Genomic DNA, 18395 nt, shown 5'->3' on the forward strand with positions numbered 1-18395 from the left:
TGCTGGGTGCGGGTGGCTGGTTTCCTATTAGCCGGCCGCTGGGGAATCATGGGGCTATGACGCCAGCCGAGGACGCCGCACCCGCCACAGCCCCCGCCGTTTCCGCGGCCGGGCCAGGATTCCGTGCCCGGGCCCGGGTTCTCACCGACCGCGAGATTGACCAGGACATTCCGTACGGTGTGCGGATCGCCGCCGCCTGGGCGTGGCGCACCGGACTCATCCTGCTCGTGCTCGGGGGCCTGATCTGGCTGCTGAGCCATGTCAGCTTCCTCATCATCCCGGTGATGGTGGCCGCACTCCTGTCCGGGCTCCTCAGCCCGGCGGTGCGCTGGCTGGCCAAGCGCAGCGTGCCCAAGGGCCTCGCCGTCGCGATCACTGTGCTGGGCTTCATTGGCATCATTATCGGCGCCCTGACCCTGGTGGGCCGCCAGCTCACGCAGGGCTTCGGCGAGCTGTGGTCGCAAGCGCACACGGGCCTGCAGCAGGTCCAGACCTGGCTGTCCGAGGGCCCGCTGCACCTGACGGCCGCGCAGATCGACAAGTACATCGAGGACGGCACCGCCGCGCTGCAGAACAACAGCAGCAGCATCCTCAGCGGGGCCCTGACGTTCGGGAGCACGGCCGGGCACTTCGCCGCCGGGCTGGTGCTGGCGTTGTTCGTGCTGATCTTCTTCCTGCTGGAAGGAGAGCGGATCTGGTCCTTCCTGGTCGGCCTGATGCCCCGCAAGGCGCGCCGTGCCACGGATGGTGCCGGCCGCCGCGGCTGGACCTCCATGGTCAGTTACGTGCGCATCCAAATGTTCGTCGCCTTCGTGGACGCCGTGGGAATCGGCGTCGGCGCCGCGATCCTTGGCGTCCCGCTCGCGCTGCCCCTGGGCGTGCTCGTGTTCCTCGGCTCCTTCATCCCGGTGGTCGGCGCCCTGGTCACCGGGGCCATCGCGGTGCTGCTGGCACTCGTGGCCAACGGCCCTGTCAACGCGCTCATCATGCTGGGCGTCGTGCTGCTGGTGCAGCAGCTCGAAAGCCACATCCTGCAGCCGCTGGTCATGGGCAAGGCGGTGTCTCTCCACCCCGTGGCCGTGATCCTGTCCGTCGCGGCGGGCTCCTACCTCGCCGGGATCCCGGGCGCACTCTTCTCCGTTCCGATTCTGGCCGTAGCAAACTCGTCGATTCGCTACATTGCGGGCAGAACGTGGGAACATGATGAAGTGCTGGCAACCGCCGGACCAGAGGGCGGTCCCGCCCCCGAATCCGGCGCAAACACCACCTCCACAGACGTCCACCTGCCGGGCCGAACACCCGGCCGCGAGGGCGCCGCACCCACCAGCGGTGCTCCGGGCAGCGATGCCGGACGGGGCACCGACGCCTGATTCGAAGAAGGAGAACAGTTCGTGAATACCCTTGAGAGCCTGCCCGTCACGCTGGACGATGTCCTGGAGGCGCAAAAGCTGCTCGACGGGATTATTACGCGGACGCCCGTGGAATCATCGCGGGCCCTCGGGAGCATGGTGGGCGGCGAGGTCTTCCTCAAATGCGAAAACCTGCAGCGCGCCGGCTCCTTCAAGGTCCGCGGCGCCTATGTCCGCATGGCCAAGCTCTCGGATGCCGAAAAGAAGCGCGGCGTGGTGGCGGCCTCCGCCGGAAACCACGCCCAGGGCGTGGCTGTCGCAGCCAAGAGCCTCGGCATCAAGGCCCGGATTTACATGCCGTTAGGCGTGGCTCTGCCCAAGCTCGCCGCCACCCGCAGCCACGGCGCCGAGGTGGTACTGCACGGCCACAACGTGGACGAGGCGCTGGCCGAAGCCAAGCGCTACGCGGACGAAAGCGGCGCCGTCTTTGTCCACCCCTTCGACGACGTGGATGTCGTGGCCGGCCAGGGCACGGTGGGCCTGGAAATCCTCGAGCAGGTTCCCGACGTCGACACGATCCTCATGGGCGTCGGCGGAGGCGGCCTCCTCGCCGGCGTTGCCGTCGCCGTGAAGGCGCGGGCCAAAGAACTCGGCCGGGAGATCCGCATCATCGGCGTCCAGGCCGAGAACGCCGCCGCCTACCCTCCCTCGCTCGCCGCGGACGCCCTCGTCCCGCTCAAGAAGGTCTCCACCATGGCGGACGGCATCGCCGTCGGCCGGCCCGGCCAGCTGCCGTTCAGCATCATCCGCGAACTTGTCGACGACGTCGTCACCGTCAGCGAAGACGCCCTGGCCCGGGCGCTGATCTTCCTGCTGGAGCGCGCCAAGATGGTGGTTGAACCCGCCGGTGCCGTCGGCGTCGCGGCACTCATGGAAGGCAAGATCGAGAATGCCGGAACCGTTGCGGTGGTTCTTTCCGGCGGCAACATCGACCCCATGCTGATGCTCAAGGTCATCCAGCGCGGCCTCTCCGCCGCAGGCCGCTACATGACCGTGCGGATGATGCTCGATGACCGTCCGGGCTCGCTGGCCACGATTGCCCGCATCATCGCCGAAAACGACGCCAACGTCACCGGACTGGACCACACCCGGGTGGGCGGCTCCATCAGCATGGGTGACGTCTCCATCACCGTCAACCTGGAAACCAAGGGCCACGAGCACTGCAGCCAGGTCCTCGCGGCGCTCCGGGCCGAGGGATTCCAGCCGATCGTGGTGCACTAGGGGCGGTGGTGACGCAGACGCCGCCGGACGGAGGCCCGGGAGCGGGGGACACCCCCGGGGCGCGGGCGCGCACGGGCCTGCTGGTGGTGGGCTCCTTCGTGGGGCTGCTGTACCTGATCGAGATCCTCAACACCGCCCTGTTCCATTCGCTGAACCGCACGTTCGGGCTGCGGCCGCGGAGCCTGGACGGGATCCTGGACATCCTGACGTTCCCGCTCCTGCACGCCAGCCTCGCCCACCTGATGTCCAACACGCTCCCGCTGATCATCTTCGGGTTCCTCGTGTTCCTGTCCGGGCGTCGGGTCTTCATCACGGCCCTGGCCGCGAGCTGGCTGGCCTCCGGGATGGTGGTGTGGCTTATCGGCGGCGCCAGCATCACGGTGGGTGCGTCCGGGCTGGTGTTCGGGCTCTTCTCGTTCCTGCTGGTCCGCGGCTTCTTCAACCGCAACTGGTGGCAGATCGCTCTTTCCGTGGTGCTGTTCCTGGTCTACGGCGGCATCCTCTTCGGGGTGCTGCCCACCGTGGCAAGTTTTGTCTCGTGGCAGGCCCACCTGGGCGGGGCGATCGGCGGCGTCGCAGCGGCGCTGCTGCTCAGCACCCGGCGCCTGCGGGCGCTGCCCGCCGGACGTTGAGGCACCCGCTCCTGACCGCCAACCAGGCATAAAACGACGCCGGCCTCCCCGCGAAGGGGAGACCGGCGTCGGTGTTCGCCAAGCGTGTTTCGTCAGGAGCGTTCCGTCAGGAGCGTTCCGTCTCGAAACAGAAGCGGTGCGACAAGCCGAAGCGATGCCGCGGTGTCAGCCGGCGTACGGCTTGGCGGATTTGATCTCCACCGTGATGTCCTTGCCGTTCGGGGCGGTGTAGCTGAGCTTGTCGCCCGCCTTGTGGCCGACGATGGCCGCGCCGAGGGGGGACTTCTCGCTGAAGACATCAAGGTCCGCGTCGCCGGCGATCTCGCGGGAGCCGAGCAGGAAGGTTTCCTCATCGCCTGCGATCTTGGCTACGACGATCATGCCGGGCTCCACGATGCCGTCATCGGCCGGTGCCTCGCCGACGTGGGCGTCCCGCAGAAGGGCGGTGAGCTGGCGGATGCGGGCCTCGATCTTGCCCTGCTCCTCCTTGGCTGCGTGGTAGCCGCCGTTCTCCTTGAGGTCACCCTCCTGGCGCGCGGCTTCGATCTTCTGGACGATTTCTGCCCGGCCCGGGCCGGAAAGGTGGTCCAGCTCTGCCTTCAGGCGGTCAAAAGCTTCCTGGGTAAGCCAAGCCGCAGTTGCGCTGTTGGTGGTAGACACGGACTTCTCCTTTGGGTGGTCATACAAGCAAAGACCCCGCCACGGTGGCCACTTTTATGACGCAGTAACCAGCTCAGCGGGGGAAAGGTATTGATCCATTGTAGTCAATGCTGTGGATAAACCAAAGAGCGCTGCGGCGTGGGTCACACCGTGTTGCCGTCCCCGTGCGGACCGGTGCAGCCATGCACCGGTCGGTTGAGGCTGGTCACGGCCGCGAGTTGAAGACGTCGGGGCCAAAACTGTCGACTCCGGGCGCCCCGGCATATCCGAGACGTGGCAGCGCGAAAATGTCTTCGATCGTGGCCAGGAGGCTGTAGTGGCTGTAGATCTTGTCCGACGTTGTGCCGCCCCGGACGAGGGGGGAGAGCACCAGGGCACCCACGCGGCCCCCGGCCGTTCCGCCGGGAACGCCCTTGGGGCCTTGCTTGGCGCCGTCGGCTTCGTCAAAGGTAATGACCAGCATCCCGTCCTGCTGATAGGCGGGCGAGTCCAGAATGGCGGGTATATGTTTCTGCAGCCAGACGTCGGAGCTGACCAGGCCTCCCTCCCTGCCGTCCGCGCAGGGGCTGTCGTGCCCGTCATTGCATAAGTTGGGGCTGATGTAGGAAAGGTTCGGGGTGGTCGCTACCGACTTGAGATCGCCGGCAAATTCGGTGAAGTCCACCACGTTCTTCTGACAATCCGGAGAGGACGTAATCGACGCGAAGTACACAAAGGGATTGTGCCGGGTCGCGTACTGATCACCCGGTGAGGCGTCCTGGTTGCCGTCCTCGGCCCCGGCTGCCGGGTGCCGGCAGGGACTCTGCATGCCTTCCATGTAGCCCTTCCACGTCTTACCGGCCGCGCTGAGCTGCCCCGCGACGGTCTGCACGGACGCGGGATAGACGCAGCCGGTCCCTTTCACCTGGCCCGGCCCGGTGGTGCCCTCCGGCACGAACGGGACATACGTGCCGCAGTCGTTCCGGGTCATAGGGTTGGAGCCCTGCCCCGAGATCTGGGCGATGTAATTGGGTGCGGAGTGGTGGGCGATTGCGTAGTACTTGGACAGCAGGACGCCCTTGGCGCGAAGCGTCTCGGCGAGGTAGGGAGCGTCCGAGCCAGCGCCCCAGGCCGCGTCGAATCCTTCATTCTCGAGATTGATCACAAACACATGCCCCGGGCGGTCCGCGCGGGCGCCACCCGCCGGCGGCTGGCTGCCCGCGGCTGACCCCGGCTGGCAGCCCGAAACTGCCAGGACCAGGGCCACCGCCAGCATCAACAGGCCGGCAGCGCCCCGTGCGGTGGTTGCATTCGGCTTTCCGGGGGTCATGCGCATCCCGCTTTCCTTTGACGCGTGCAGCAGGGTCGCCCGATACCGCTCCGGACACGGCCCTGCCCTCAAAAACCGACGAGTCGCTGGCACCAGCATAAGGCTCCGGGGCCAGGGATGTCCCTCCCCGGACACCTTGTTTGGGCTTCTTGTTTGAGCCCTGTGTTTGAGCTCTGTGTTTGAGCTCCGTGTTCGAACTCCGTGTTCGAGTTCCGTGGCGGGCGCCGAGTCCGGCGGGTGCCGCGGCTACTTTCCGGCGTCCGGAATCCAGCAGCTGTCCACGACGGCGGAGACCGCCTGGGATTCCGTGCGAAGCTGGGTGCTGTGACCGGTGGTGTGCCCACCGTCCGTGCCGGCGTCGGTCCCGTTGGCCGGGATGTCCACGACCTTCCAGCCGACTATCGCGAACTTCGAATCCATGGCCTTGACGGCGCATTTCGCGTCCGCTGCGGGGTCCTTGGTGACCTGAAAGTCGATTTCCGTCAGGGTGGCGTCGCGGGTGTTGTAACCGATGTCCTTGAAACTGACGCTGGACGTGGCTGCCGACGTCGATGCCCAGGCCAGGAGGGCGATGCCGACGGCGAGGGCGGCGAACAGGATGTTGCGTTTGCCTGTGCGGGTCAGCGCGCGCTTTTGGCCGCCGTAACGATTGGCTAGGCTGGTAGGTGCCGACGCGGCAGGCTGGTCCTCGGAAGTCACCCATCCAGTTTAGTGTGGTTCGGACGGGGATGTTTCCGCGGCGGCTGGCCGGGCCATCCAAGCCGCACCGGACGGCCGTCTGACAGCACCGCCCAGGCCGTCCGCCAGGACAGCAGCCCGCCCAGAAGATCCGCCCGAACAGAGCAGAACACAGCAGAAAGAGGAGCCGTCCCACGATGACAGCATCCCCCAGCCCGTCAGCACCGCTTCGCCTGCTGGCGGTCCATGCTCATCCCGACGACGAATCGAGCAAGGGCGCCGCCACCATGGCCATGTACGCCGCCTCCGGCGTGGACGTCCTGGTGGCCACATGCACCGATGGCTCGCGCGGCGACATCCAGAACCCCGCGATGGAGGGGCAGCCGCACCCCAAGCGGGACATGGCCGGCGCGCGCCGGCTCGAGATGGACGCCGCAGCGAAGGTCCTCGGCGTCCGGCAGCGCTGGCTCGGGTTCGTCGATTCCGGGCTGCCGGAAGGCGACCCGCTGCCGCCATTGCCGACAGGATGCTTTGCCCTGCTGCCGCTGGAACGGGCGGCCGCGCCGCTGGTCCGGCTGGTCCGGGACTTCAAGCCCCACGTGATCGTCAGCTACGACGAGAACGGCGGCTATCCGCACCCGGACCACATCATGGCGCACCGGGTGGCCGTCGAGGCCTTCGCGGCGGCCGGTGATCCCACACGGTACCCGGGCATCGGGGAGCCCTGGGCGCCCAGCAAGCTCTACTACGACCGTGCTTTCAGCCCGGACCGGTTCCGCGCGCTGCACTTCGCGCTGGAAGAGGCCGGACTGCAGTCCCCGTACGCCGAACGGCTGGCCGCCTGGCTGGAAGCGGACGCCGAAGGGCACACCCCGCCGCCGCCGACGCACCCCACTACCACCCAAATCCAGTGCGGGGATTTCTTCGAGGCCCGCGACGCGGCGCTGCGCTCGCACCGGACCCAGGTAGACCCGGAGGGATTCTTCTTCGCGGTATCCCCGGCCATGCAGCGCAAGGTCTGGCCCTGGGAAGACTACTCCCTGATCGAGTCCAGGATCCCGGTGGACCTGCCCGAAACGGACCTGTTTGCCGGGCTAAGATAGACGGGAAAGGCCTCTTCTATCTGGTGTAGAAAAGACACCGTGGAACAAGGGGCCGCAGATAAGACACCAGTTTCCACAGAAGGTTTTCACCGTGCACTCCTTGCTCATCGCTCTGGCAACAGCCCCGGCGCCGACCCCCACGCCGTCGCTGCGCCCGGGCCTGTCCCCGGACCAGGTTACGCCGGGTTTTCTGGGCTTCCTGCTGACAGCCTTCATCGTGGTGCTGACCGCCGTGCTGATCGTGGACATGGTGCGGCGCATCCGCCGGGTCCGTTACCGTGCCCAGGTGGAGGCCGAGCGGTCGGACGCCGCCGGCGAGGCTGCGGAGGCAGGGTCCTCCGGCGCCCACGGCACCGGGTTCCCGGCCGACGGCAGGGTTTCCCGGCCGGAAGTCAACGGCGATGCGGGATCCGGCAACCGCTGACAGCGGTTCCCCCGGTCCGCTGCCAGGCGCCTCGAATGCCCTGGCGGCGGAACCCTCCGCCTACCTGCGCCAGCACGCCTCCAACCCCGTGCACTGGCAGCCGTTCGGCGACCGGGCCTTCGCCGCTGCGGCCGCCCGGGACGTGCCGGTGTTCCTTTCCATCGGCTATGCGGCCTGTCACTGGTGCCACGTCATGGCCCGGGAATCCTTCGAGGACCACGGCACCGCTGATTACCTGAACGCCCACTTCGTCTCCATCAAGGTGGACCGGGAAGAACGCCCCGACGTCGACGCCGTCTACATGGCCGCGACCCAGGCCATCAGCGGCGAGGGCGGCTGGCCGATGTCGGTCTTTCTCCTGCCCGACGGCCGGGCGTTCCACGCAGGCACGTACTTCCCGCCCCGTCCCATGCCGGGCCGTCCCTCCTTCCTGCAGGTCCTCGAAGCCGTGAATGAGGCCTGGGTGGAGCGCCGCGGCGCCGTCGAGGCCAACGCCGCTACCCTCGCGGGCGGCATCGCCGCGTCCCAGCCGGCCGCCGCGATCCGGCTCGACGGGCCACCCGGACCCCTGGACGGGGCCCTCCTGGACGAAGCCGTGGCCGCCCTGGTCCGCTCCGAAGACCAGACGCACGGCGGCTTCGGCGGCGCGCCGAAGTTCCCGCCCCCGGCAGTGCTCGAATTCCTGATCCGGCACGCGGCCGGACCGCCGAAGGCAGCGGACACCCATGCCGCGGATTCTCGGGCTGGCGGCCCGGACACCGCCGCCGCGGCGCGGGACCTGGCGGGCCGCACCCTGGCAGCAATGTCCCGATCGGCGTTGTTCGACCAGCTCGACGGCGGCTTCGCGCGCTATTCGGTGACCCGGGACTGGTCCGTTCCGCATTTCGAGAAAATGCTCTACGACAACGCCCAGCTGCTGCGCGTCTACGCCCACTGGGTCCGGCTGGGCGGCACCCCCGGGTACCCGGCCGCGGAGGCCGCGGACGTCGCCGGCCGCACCGCCGACTGGCTCCTGGCCCGCCTCGGACTCGCTGCCGGAGCCCTGGCGTCGTCGCTGGACGCCGATACCCTCGTCGCTGGCGTGCACGCCGAAGGCGCCACCTATCTGTGGACGCCCGCCGGACTCGAGGCGCTTCTGGGCCCGGCGGACGGGCCCGCCGTGGCGGCCCTGATGAAAGTGCAGCCACGGGGGACGGTGACCGCCGACGGCTCGCCGCTGCATCCGGGCCGGGAGATCACCGGCGCGGACGCCGAACTGTGGCGGCGGGTCAGGCCCCTGCTGGCAGAGGCCCGCAACGGACGGCCGCAGCCCGGCCGGGATGACAAGGTGGTGGCCGGCTGGAACGGACTGGCCGTCGCGGCGCTCGCCGACGCCGGGGCCGTCCTGGACCGGCCGGAGCTGGTGGACGCCGCGGAAAGGATCGCCACCTATCTGGAGCGCGTGCACTGGCGGCCCGCCGGGGACGGCCCCGGCCGGCTCACCCGAGTGTCCCACGGCGGGGTACCGCGCGGAATCGGGGGCCTGCTGGAGGACTACGCATTTTGCGCTGAGGGGCTGTTCTCGCTCTACGGGGTTACCGGGCGCACCCGCTGGTACGACCTGGCCGGGGACATGCTCGACGCGGCATGCGAGCGGTTTGCCGCCGACGGCGGACTGAAGGACGCCGCGGGGGAGTCGGCGCAGGTCACCGCTGCCCAGGGCGGCCGGAACGGGCTGGATCCGTTCGATAACGCGATGCCCAGCGGAGCCGCCGCCCTGGCCGGGGCCCTGGTGACCCATGCGGCCCTGTCCGGCTCCTCGGAACACCGCACCCTGGCGGCCAACATCCTCGGACTGCTGCCTCCGCTCGCGGTCCAGGCGCCGCGCCTGGCCGGCTGGCTGCTCGCAACCGCACAGGCCGCGCTCGCCGGGCCGGTCGAGGCCGCCGTCGCCGGACCGGACACGCCGGAACGGGCGGCGCTCCACCACGAGCTGCTGCTCTCGGCCAGTCCGGGGCTGGTAGTGGCGGTCCAGGACGCCGGCGCCACCCGGCCCGTGCCGCTGTTGCGCGGCCGCGGCGCCGCTCCGGACGGCGCCCCGCAGGTGTTCTTGTGCCGCGGCATGGTCTGCGACACTCCTGTGGCTTCCATCCAGGGGGTGCGCGAGCGCCTGGCTAGGATGGCTCCATGATTTCCCAAGACGGCTTTGAGCTGGTGGTCTTCGATTGCGACGGCGTCCTGGTGGATTCCGAGGTGATCTCCGTCCGGGTGGACCAGCGGGTGCTGGCAGATCTTGGCTGGGAGCTGGAACTCGATGAAATCGTTGAACGGTTCGTTGGGAAGTCCGAGGCGCACTTTGTTGCCACCGTCGAGCAGCAGCTGGATATCCGGCTGGCCGACGGCTGGGACCGGGACTACGGGCGCTGGTACCAGGAGGCGTTTGAACGCGACCTCGAAGCGGTCGACGGCATCGAGGAGGCCCTGGACCGGCTGCGCCTGCCGCACTGTGTCGCCTCCAGCGGCAGCCACGACAAGATGCGCCGGACCTTGGGCAAGACCGGGCTGTTGCACCGCTTCCAGGACCGCATCTTCAGCGCCACGGAGGTGGCCCACGGCAAACCGGCACCGGATTTGTTCCTCCATGCCGCAGAGTGCCTCAAGGCCTCCCCGGAACGGTGCGCCGTCGTCGAGGACAGCGCCTTCGGCGTCCAGGCCGCCCGGGCGGCCGGGATGCACGTCTTCGCCTATGCCGGCGGCGTCACCCCGGCCGCGCGGCTGGCCGGGCCCGGGACCACAGTCTTTTCGGACATGCGGGAGCTGCCCGAGCTCATCGCGGCGGGGCGACCCGCCTAAGCCGGCGGCCCGCGACGGCGGAAGTTCCCCACCTTTGAAGTCGGCGCCCGGCGCGTCGGGCCGAATAGCCGGTGAGTCCCCGGCGTCGGCGTCCTAAAGGTGGGGAGAATCCGCGCGCACAGGCAGCCCTCTGCCCGGAAGGGTCAGCTCAGGACCGCGATCGCGATGGCGATGTAGTGCGCGGCGAAGGCGAACACGGTGAGGGCGTGGAACAACTCGTGGAAGCCGAAGTGCTCGTAACTGAAATTCGGCTTTTTCAGGGCGTAGAAAACGGCCCCGGTAATGTACAGGGCGCCGCCAACGCAGATCAGCACGGCGGATGCGGCATTGGCTGCGAAAAAGTCCGGGAGGTAGAACAGGGCGCCGCAGCCCAGCGCGATGTAGATCGGCACGTAGAGCCACCGCGGGGCGTTGGTCCACAGCACGCGAAAGAGGACGCCGAGGATGGCGCCGGACCAGATGACCCACAGCAGCAGCTCGGCCTTCTGCCGGTCCAGCAGCGCCCAGGCGAGCGGCGTGTAGCTTCCGGCGATCACCAGCATGATGTTCGTATGATCCAGCCGCTTCAGGACGATCTTGACGCGCGGGGACCAGTTCCCGCGGTGATAGATGGCGCTGACGCCGAACAGCAGGACCCCGGTGACGGCATAGACGGCGCAGGCGATCTTCAGGTCCGGCGGGGCCAGGATGACCAGCACCAGCGCGGCGGCCAACGCCAGAGGAGCCGTCACGGTGTGGATCCAGCCCCGCCACTTGGGCTTGATCATCAACAGCTCGGCCAGCCGGACGGCGGCATCGTCCACCGGGGTCTCCTTTTTCTCCGGATGCTCCGGCCGGGGCTCCAGACTGCTGCTTTCCATCCCGCCATAATAACCTACGGGTTAGTAAGTTACCGGTGAGTAACAAGTGGCTGAGCGTGGGCCTGCGACGGTCCCATGACGGTCCTGCGCGCGGCGGCGGGCTCCGGCAGGTAGCCTAGGATGTGCACTGAACAAGTACCTCAAGGAAGCCAGGTGAATCTCCGGATGGAAATGCCCGGGTTCCTCTACGGCTTTTACGAGCGCAAACTGCAGCGCTCCCTGGACCCTGACCGGATCCCACAGCACATCGGCGTCATGGTTGACGGCAACCGGCGCTGGGCCCGCCAGTTCAATGCCCCCACAAGCCAGGGACACCAGGCCGGCGCGGACAAGATCCACGAGTTTCTCGGCTGGTGCCAGGAACTCGGCGTCAAGGTGGTCACCTTGTACATGCTCTCCACGGACAACATGAACCGCTCCGGCGAGGAACTGGACCTCCTGATGGGCATCATCGCCAATACCCTGGACCGGCTGGACGAGGACGCGGACATCTCGGTGCACGCCATGGGCGCCCCCGAACTGCTGCCGGACTACCTCGCCGAGCGGCTGACCAACCTGACGGCCCGCACCCCTGCGCACCAACGGCTGCACGTCAACGTCGCCGTCGGCTATGGCGGACGGCGGGAAATTGTCGATGCCGTCCGGGAACTGCTGCACGACGCCGTCGCCCGGGGCGCGGACATCGGACAACTGGCCGATGACCTCACCGTGGATGACATCTCACGGTTCCTCTACACCAGGGGCCAGCCGGACCCGGACCTCGTGATCCGGACCTCCGGTGAGCAGCGGCTTTCCGGCTTCCTGATGTGGCAAAGCGCGTACAGTGAGTTCTACTTCTGCGAGGCTCTGTGGCCGGCGTTCCGCAAGGTGGACTTCCTGCGCGCCCTGCGCGATTACGCCGGCAGGCAGCGCCGCTTCGGCGCCTGAGCCGTTCACACGGAGTTCATGAGGCGGCCAGAAGAATCGCCGAAAAATAGTCGGACAAACCCGCCCCCGGAGACGTACGTTAATCCCATCGGCGGGCAATTCGCCGGCCGATCGGGGAGGCCAGTACATGGAGCGGATTTTCGCACCGGGTGTATGGGAGGCCGCGTCCGGCCTCCAGGCCAAGCCGCCTCACCAATAACAAATCCGGGCATCGCCCCGGGGCTGGAGTCGATGTGGCTATTTCTGAGCAACTGCCCGACGTCATTTCCGACCAGGGACAGAAAGCTACCTCTCGCGCCGAGCGAGCCACCTCAAAGACCGGTGCAGCGACATCCGCTGCGGCCGGTCTTGCTGTTTCCGGGGAAGGAACAGGAATCCGGGGCACGGCCCGCAGTTTCGTGATCGATACCTCCGTGCTGCTCTCCGATCCGCGGGCCCTCCTGCGTTTCGCCGAGCACGAGGTCATCCTGCCGATCGTCGTCATCACCGAGCTCGAAGGCAAGCGTCACGACCCCGAACTGGGCTACTTCGCGCGGAAGGCGCTCCGGCTGCTCGATGACCTGCGGTTGGAACACGGCGGTCTGGACCGTCCCATCCCGCTCGGCCGCGACGGCGGCACGCTGATGGTGGAGCTGAACCACATCTCCGCTGAGGTGCTGCCCGCGGGCTTCCGCGGGGCGGACAACGACAGCCGCATCCTCGCGGTGGCCAAAAACCTGGCCAACGAGGGCCGCGACGTCACGGTGGTGTCCAAGGACCTGCCGATGCGCGTCAAAGCCTCCGCCATGGGGCTGATGGCCGACGAATACCGCAACGAGCTCGTCAAGGACTCCGGCTGGACCGGCGTCGCCGAGCTCGACGCGGGCGAGGACGAGGTGGCGACCCTCTACGGACACGAGCCGGTATTCATTCCTGCCGCCGCCGAGATGCCCACCAACACCGGGCTGGTCCTGCTCTCCGGCCGCGGCTCGGCCCTGGGCCGGGTCGGGGCGGACAAGCAGGTGCGCCTGGTCAAGGGCGACCGGGAGGTCTTCGGGCTCCACGGCCGCTCGGCCGAGCAGCGGCTCGCGATCGACCTCCTGATGGACCCGTCGGTCGGCATCGTGTCCCTCGGCGGCCGCGCCGGCACCGGCAAGTCCGCACTGGCCCTGTGCGCCGGGCTCGAAGCCGTCCTGGAACGCCGGGAGCACCGCAAGGTGATCGTCTTCAGGCCGCTCTACGCCGTGGGCGGCCAGGAACTCGGCTACCTGCCCGGCTCCGAAGCCGAAAAGATGAACCCCTGGGCGCAGGCAGTCTTTGACACCCTGGGCGCGCTGGTCAGCCAGGAGGTCGTGGAGGAAGTGATGGACCGGGGAATGCTTGAGGTCATGCCGCTGACCCACATCCGCGGACGGTCCCTGCATGACGCGTTCGTGATCGTCGACGAGGCGCAGTCCTTGGAGAAGAACGTGCTCCTGACCGTAATGAGCCGGATCGGGCAGAACTCGAAGATCGTTCTCACGCACGACGTCGCCCAGCGCGACAACCTGCGGGTCGGACGGCACGACGGCGTGGCGGCCGTGGTCGAAACGCTCAAGGGACACCCGCTGTTCGGCCACGTCACCCTCACCCGCTCGGAGCGCTCGCCGATTGCGGCGCTGGTGACGGAGCTGCTGGAAGGGGCCGAGATCTGATATGTAGTTCTGGTTGTCAAGAGGCATAGATGGGCGGCTCCTGGGATTTGGTTCCGGGGGCCGCTCATTTGGTGCCTGCCGGTTCGTGGTGAAGGGTGTTGGCGGGTCGTTGTCGACGGCAGTGTCAGACTGATATTCGCGGGTTGGCTACCGCATGACGATTGTTCGGCTGGAGCGTATCGGTGTCTAGGATCGAGCGTCGACGGGCCGGGCCGTCTGCTCATAGAACTCTCCCGGGTTAGCTCCTGGTGCTGCCATCACACGTCCACCCCGTCCCGGTGGCACGTTCATGGGTTCAGGCCGCGTTCATGCGTTCTCCTCGCTGGAGCGGTGCGGCGAGTGACCAGCACCAGCCGGCGAGCTCGCGGGCGATCGCAGTGTTGGCCTTGACCGGCATCTTGTGGCGCTCATCGAAGTGCTCCCACTTGCGGTGCAGCCGGTGGTTTCCTTCCAGGGCACGGATGCGTGTCGCCGGGGCGACGAGGTCTAACTGGCGCAGCAGCCGTTCCCCGGGCCGGGCATAGGGGCGCCGGTGCTGCCAGGCGGCCTCGATCAGCAGCTTGCGGGCGTAGGTGTTCCCGGCCTTGGTGATCGGGCCTTGGTGCCGGGACTGGCCGGAGGATTGCTCGCTGGGGACCAGGCCGAGATAGGAGCCGATGGTTGAGCCGGTGAACCGGTTCCAGTCGCCGATCTCCACGGCGAGGCCGAACGCGGTCGTGATCTGGATTCCGCGCAGACACATCAGCGCGTCAATGACCGGGGTGTAGCGGCACGCGGCGGCCGTGGCGGTGATCTGCTTGTCGATCCGTGCCAGGTGGGCGGCCAGCAGTTCGGCCTGTTCGACATCGGCCTGATAGGTGAACTGGAGGGCGGGTTCGTCAAAGTGCTGTCGGTGCAGCCACAGACGGTGTTCCTTCGTCCACCGGGTGTCTTTCGGGTAGCGGATGCCGTGGCGCAGCAGGATGGCGTTCACGTGCTGGCGGGCGTGTGCGAGGTCCTTGGCCGCGCCGGAGCGCAGCCGGGACAAATCCCGCAGCGCTTCTTCGTCAGGGTCCGGGATACGCACCTCGGTGACCGAGCCGACCGCGAGCATTTCGGCCAGCACCCGGGCGTCCCGCCGGTCGGTTTTCACCCGGTCCCCGGGGGCGCGCAGCAGTTTCGAGGACGCCGTGACGACGCAGCCGATCCCCGCGGCCCGCAGGTGGCGGGCCAGGACAAAGCCTGTGGGGCCCGATTCGTAGACGACCTTGACCGGCGGCTCAAACCGGCGGACCCACTCCAGCACCACGGCCGGATCGGCGGTCATCGTGTGCCGTGTGATTTCGCCGGTGTCCGGGTTCAGCGCATGGCCAACGACGTTGACCGCGTGAACATCCAGACCGATGAAAGTATGCTCGAACATAGCCGGGACCTCCCAACTTCACATGTGGCACTACCATTGCACCCCCGACAGTGCCGCGCAGGCCACGGGCGCTGCTAATGGCAACCCACGGACGCTGTGAAACAGAAGGCCCCGGCCCCCGTTCCTGCCGGAATCTGCCCGTCCGGGATAGAGGACATCACCGCCGGGGTCCAGGTCCCGCAGCGCCGCCCTTCATCCGGGGGCAGCGAGCACCCCAAGCCGGGGCTGCAGGACCGTCCGGCGATAATGGGCCGGTCCGGACCGGCAGGACCCGATCACACTTCATATCGTCTAGGCGGTCGCTGGGCGACCTTCGCCTCGCTTTGGTCGGCGATGCGCTCCTTAGCGGGACACCACACCCCCGAAGGTGAGACGCTCACCAGCCGCGACACGGTCTTTCGTAGAGGAGCGCATCGCGTCGCATCGGATCCCCGGAGGTCGCCCAGCGACCGTAGCGGGTCCCATGCGTCGTGTCTAAGCGACGGCGAAAGGCCGTGTCACGGCGAACCTGACCACGGCAACCCGCGCGGCTTCCAAGCGACGGCGGGACGCCGTGGGGCCGCCGCTGACTGTTGCTGTTATGTCTGGATGCCCAGGTACTTTGCGGTGGCTTCGTGGCCCTTTACTTGGAGGTTCCAGTCGGGGCGTTTGAAGGTGGCGGGGGTGAGGCGGACCTTTTGGACTTCCTGGGTCGTGCCGCCCCAAGAGGCGCGGGAGACGCCGTTGAGCTCGTAGCCGAGGGCGCGGGAGACGCCGAGGGACTGCTGGTTCCAGGCGGCCGCCTCGGATTCGGCGACATCGGCGCCGAGGTAGTCGAAGGCGTAGAGGGCGACGGCGGCACGCATCTCCTGGCCGAGGCCGCGGCCCTGCGCGCTCCGGCGCAGCCAGGAACCCGTGGTGACCGTCTTGAGGGCAGCGAAGTCCTTGGCCGCGACGTCCTGGCAGCCGATGAACGCGCCGTCGTGCCAGATGCCCAGCAGGAGGGTCCAGTCCTCGGCCCTCATGGTTCCGCGGCACCGCCAATACCACTGCGCCATGTTGGTCCCGAGCTCGCGTGGCGGGGATTCGGTCCACGGATTGCTGAACGGGTTCCGGCCTGGTTCGTGCACGCCGCTCAGGGCGGCCTCGACGGCGGCCGGAATGTCCTCGTCCCGGATGGGCCGCAGCTGGAGGCGCGGCGTGGTCAGGGTGAGGCCGAAAGGGGGCCAATACGGGACGCGCTCAGTCATCGGGGAAGCCTAGCGCTGCAGGAGCGCAGATGCCAGTCACGCAGGAGTGTCCGGCCGGCGGTTCGGTGCCCGAATCACTCGGCCGGGACGTCCCAGCTGATGTGCCGGCGGACGTCCGTGAGGTTCATGGATTCAGCCAGGAACAGGTCGTCGAGCATGTACTCGTCCACGCCCAGGATCCTGAGCCAGTGCCCGTAGCCGGCCGACCCGTCGTCGGCCCCCGGCGCGTCCAGCCAGCGGCTGGCAACGCAGACGCCGGTGCCGGCGTCGATCCTCAACTGGGTGCGGCCCGGCCGGCACAGCGGGGCGGCGGGATCGGCGGGGCGGTACGACGGGTTCGGGCTGACCGTGGTTTCCAGGGCCGGCCGGCCCTCGTGGTCCACCTCCGTGATGGGGCCGAGCTCCACGGCGTTGGCGTTAGGGAACTCCAGCGGGACAGGGGAGTTCCCGGCGAGCTCCACCGGGTCCAGGGCGGCGGCAAACCGGCCGTTCCCGAACGACGGCTCGCCGTAGGCGGCCTCGGGACGGCGGCGCACCAGCCCGTCGTCGTCGTACACCGGGGTGACCAGGCTCGGCGGCAGGAGCCAGGTCTTCCGCGTGGAACTGACATAGAAGCCGCCGCGTGAATCATTGATGCCGGTAGTGCTGCCGATCACCAGGCCGCCGGCGGTCTCCAGCCGTAGCGCGCCGGGCCTGCGCAGCCAGGCCCGGACGAGGTCGTCGGGGACCGCGGGTGCGGAGACTTCGGAGCCCGTGACGGGCCGGTCCACGTACTCGAACCTCAGCGACTGCCACTTCCAGGGCGAGGACCGGCACAGGTGCCGGAAGGCCGCTGCCTGGTCCGACGGGCCGCGCGGCGCCCGCGGCCCGCGGCCGTTCCTGCTGTCCCATGCCGCCATATCCACAGTTTACGCGCGGGGACCGACGGGCCGGACGAATATCCAGTAGCATCCGAGGGTGATCGAACGACTCGGCACCCTGGGCGCCGCCAACCCGCTGGCCTTCTGGCTCGCCCTGGCCGCGTGCGTCTACTTTGCCCTCATGGCCGTACGGCTCACCGTGATCGATGTCCGGCACCACCTGCTGCCGGACCGGATCGTGTTTCCGTCCTATGCGATCGCCGGGGTTCTCCTCCTGGGGGCGGCCGCCAGCCAGCTGCTTCCCCTCGGCCCCGCGGATGCCGGATCGCTGGACGCCGGGCTGTTCGGCATTCCGGGCCTGCGTGTCCTTGCCGGCGGGGCCGCCCTCTGGCTCTTCTATTTCCTCCTGCACGCGGTGTATCCGCCGGGGATGGGCTTCGGCGATGTGAAGCTTGCGGGCGTCCTGGGCATGTACCTGGGCTTCCTGGGCTGGGGGCACGTCTTTGCGGGCACTTTTGCCGCCTTCATGCTCGGCGGCCTGTGGAGCCTCGGTTTGCTTGCCGCGCGGCGGGGAACGCTGCAGTCAGCCATTCCGTTTGGGCCGTTCATGCTGGCCGGCACCGCGGCCGCGATGCTGCTGCTGCCCGCCGGTTAGGCTGGCGTCATGGGCACCCCGGAATTCATCCTGAGACTGCGCGAGAAGATCGGACACGAAACCCTCTGGCTCCCGGGGGTCAGGGGAGTGGTGTTCGACGACGACGGCCGGGTGCTGCTTGGCCGGCGGGCCGACAACGGGCAATGGGGTCTCATTACGGGAATCCTCGAACCTGGCGAGGAGCCCGCACCAGGCCTGCTGCGCGAAGTCCTCGAAGAGACCGGCGTGGTTGCCGTTGCCGAGCGGCTGGTCTCGATAGACGCCGTCGGTCCCACCCGCTATCCCAACGGCGATGTGTGCCATTTCCTGACCCTGGTGTTCCGCTGCCGTTTCGTTTCGGGAGAGGCCCGCGTTAACGACGACGAATCCCTCGACGTCGGCTGGTTCCGGCCCGGGGACTTCCCGGAACTCATGCCCGGACACCTGGAGATGATCCGCCGGGCCAGTGACCCGGCCGGTGAGGTCCACTACCGGAGCTGACCCTGTGCCGGAACGCAGCCAGGGGCGCCCCAACCCCCAAA

18 protein-coding genes are annotated in these 18395 nt (G+C 68.3%); 11 read left to right on the forward strand and 7 right to left on the reverse strand.

Annotated elements, in window-relative coordinates; genetic code table 11:
- The first annotated feature begins 56 nt into the window (after nucleotides 1-56).
- From AB4Y72_RS02765 to AB4Y72_RS02775, 3 genes are read left to right on the forward strand one after another with little or no spacing between them, the layout of a single operon-like run.
- The gene (locus AB4Y72_RS02765) at nucleotides 57-1370 is read left to right on the forward strand and encodes an AI-2E family transporter (protein WP_441424646.1); all 1314 of its coding nucleotides are present in this window, start codon (nucleotides 57-59) and stop codon (nucleotides 1368-1370) included.
- 21 nt (nucleotides 1371-1391) lie between these two features.
- Nucleotides 1392-2630, forward strand: coding sequence for a threonine ammonia-lyase (ilvA, locus tag AB4Y72_RS02770; protein ID WP_441424647.1), 1239 nt, complete (start codon nucleotides 1392-1394; stop codon nucleotides 2628-2630).
- A gap of 8 nt (nucleotides 2631-2638) precedes the next feature.
- Complete coding sequence (locus tag AB4Y72_RS02775; RefSeq protein ID WP_441424648.1) at nucleotides 2639-3262, forward strand: rhomboid family intramembrane serine protease; 624 nt, start codon at nucleotides 2639-2641, stop codon at nucleotides 3260-3262.
- A gap of 165 nt (nucleotides 3263-3427) precedes the next feature.
- Here the strand turns inward: AB4Y72_RS02775 and greA are convergent, their stop codons facing one another.
- The 3 genes from greA to AB4Y72_RS02790 form a co-directional block, all read right to left on the reverse strand.
- On the reverse strand, nucleotides 3428-3922 hold the full coding sequence (gene greA, locus AB4Y72_RS02780; protein ID WP_441424649.1) for a transcription elongation factor GreA: 495 nt from the start codon (nucleotides 3920-3922) through the stop codon (nucleotides 3428-3430).
- 205 nt (nucleotides 3923-4127) lie between these two features.
- Nucleotides 4128-5237 carry an alkaline phosphatase family protein gene (locus tag AB4Y72_RS02785; protein ID WP_441424650.1) on the reverse strand — a complete coding sequence of 370 codons (1110 nt, stop codon included), beginning with the start codon at nucleotides 5235-5237 and terminating at the stop codon, nucleotides 4128-4130.
- 240 nt (nucleotides 5238-5477) lie between these two features.
- Nucleotides 5478-5930, reverse strand: coding sequence for a DUF4307 domain-containing protein (locus AB4Y72_RS02790; RefSeq protein ID WP_441424651.1), 453 nt, complete (start codon nucleotides 5928-5930; stop codon nucleotides 5478-5480).
- A gap of 176 nt (nucleotides 5931-6106) precedes the next feature.
- On the opposite strand from AB4Y72_RS02790, the gene mca reads away from it, so the two are divergent.
- From mca to AB4Y72_RS02810, 4 genes are all read left to right on the forward strand, one after another.
- Nucleotides 6107-7012 (forward strand): mycothiol conjugate amidase Mca, encoded by a 906-nt coding sequence (gene mca / locus AB4Y72_RS02795; RefSeq protein WP_441424652.1) that lies wholly within the window; start codon nucleotides 6107-6109, stop codon nucleotides 7010-7012.
- 91 nt (nucleotides 7013-7103) lie between these two features.
- Nucleotides 7104-7436 carry a hypothetical protein gene (locus AB4Y72_RS02800; protein ID WP_441424653.1) on the forward strand — a complete coding sequence of 111 codons (333 nt, stop codon included), beginning with the start codon at nucleotides 7104-7106 and terminating at the stop codon, nucleotides 7434-7436.
- Complete coding sequence (locus tag AB4Y72_RS02805; RefSeq protein WP_441424654.1) at nucleotides 7414-9606, forward strand: thioredoxin domain-containing protein; 2193 nt, start codon at nucleotides 7414-7416, stop codon at nucleotides 9604-9606. Before AB4Y72_RS02800 ends, AB4Y72_RS02805 begins: the two co-directional genes overlap by 23 nt.
- On the forward strand, nucleotides 9603-10268 hold the full coding sequence (locus tag AB4Y72_RS02810) for an HAD family hydrolase (RefSeq protein WP_441424655.1): 666 nt from the start codon (nucleotides 9603-9605) through the stop codon (nucleotides 10266-10268). Before AB4Y72_RS02805 ends, AB4Y72_RS02810 begins: the two co-directional genes overlap by 4 nt.
- A gap of 143 nt (nucleotides 10269-10411) precedes the next feature.
- Here the strand turns inward: AB4Y72_RS02810 and trhA are convergent, their stop codons facing one another.
- A complete protein-coding gene (gene trhA / locus AB4Y72_RS02815) occupies nucleotides 10412-11050 on the reverse strand; it encodes a PAQR family membrane homeostasis protein TrhA (protein WP_441424944.1) in 639 nt (212 codons plus the stop codon).
- Nucleotides 11051-11293: 243 nt separating this feature from the next.
- Here trhA and AB4Y72_RS02820 point away from each other — a divergent pair, with 243 nt between their 5' ends.
- Together AB4Y72_RS02820 and AB4Y72_RS02825 are read left to right on the forward strand one after the other, a co-directional pair.
- Entirely contained in the window at nucleotides 11294-12055 is a 762-nt protein-coding gene (locus AB4Y72_RS02820; RefSeq protein ID WP_441424945.1) for an isoprenyl transferase, read from the forward strand.
- A 233-nt stretch (nucleotides 12056-12288) separates the two neighbouring features.
- Complete coding sequence (locus AB4Y72_RS02825; RefSeq protein ID WP_441424656.1) at nucleotides 12289-13728, forward strand: PhoH family protein; 1440 nt, start codon at nucleotides 12289-12291, stop codon at nucleotides 13726-13728.
- A 295-nt stretch (nucleotides 13729-14023) separates the two neighbouring features.
- Here the strand turns inward: AB4Y72_RS02825 and AB4Y72_RS02830 are convergent, their stop codons facing one another.
- The 3 genes from AB4Y72_RS02830 to AB4Y72_RS02840 all read right to left on the reverse strand — a co-directional run bounded on the left by AB4Y72_RS02830 (nucleotide 14024) and on the right by AB4Y72_RS02840 (nucleotide 17258).
- Nucleotides 14024-15130, reverse strand: coding sequence for an IS110 family transposase (locus AB4Y72_RS02830; RefSeq protein ID WP_441424657.1), 1107 nt, complete (start codon nucleotides 15128-15130; stop codon nucleotides 14024-14026).
- 578 nt (nucleotides 15131-15708) lie between these two features.
- Nucleotides 15709-16359: a GNAT family N-acetyltransferase gene (locus AB4Y72_RS02835; protein ID WP_441424658.1), complete on the reverse strand. Its 651-nt coding sequence runs from the start codon at nucleotides 16357-16359 to the stop codon at nucleotides 15709-15711.
- Between the two features lie 74 nt (nucleotides 16360-16433).
- Entirely contained in the window at nucleotides 16434-17258 is an 825-nt protein-coding gene (locus AB4Y72_RS02840) for a hypothetical protein (RefSeq protein ID WP_441424659.1), read from the reverse strand.
- A 58-nt stretch (nucleotides 17259-17316) separates the two neighbouring features.
- On the opposite strand from AB4Y72_RS02840, the gene AB4Y72_RS02845 reads away from it, so the two are divergent.
- Together AB4Y72_RS02845 and AB4Y72_RS02850 are read left to right on the forward strand one after the other, a co-directional pair.
- Nucleotides 17317-17874, forward strand: a complete 558-nt coding sequence (locus tag AB4Y72_RS02845; protein WP_441424660.1) for a prepilin peptidase — start codon at nucleotides 17317-17319, stop codon at nucleotides 17872-17874.
- Between the two features lie 9 nt (nucleotides 17875-17883).
- A complete protein-coding gene (locus tag AB4Y72_RS02850; RefSeq protein WP_441424661.1) occupies nucleotides 17884-18354 on the forward strand; it encodes an NUDIX hydrolase in 471 nt (156 codons plus the stop codon).
- Nucleotides 18355-18395 lie beyond the last annotated feature (41 nt).

Source organism: Arthrobacter sp. YAF34 (assembly GCF_052113245.1).
Taxonomy (GTDB): Bacteria; Actinomycetota; Actinomycetes; order Actinomycetales; family Micrococcaceae; genus Arthrobacter.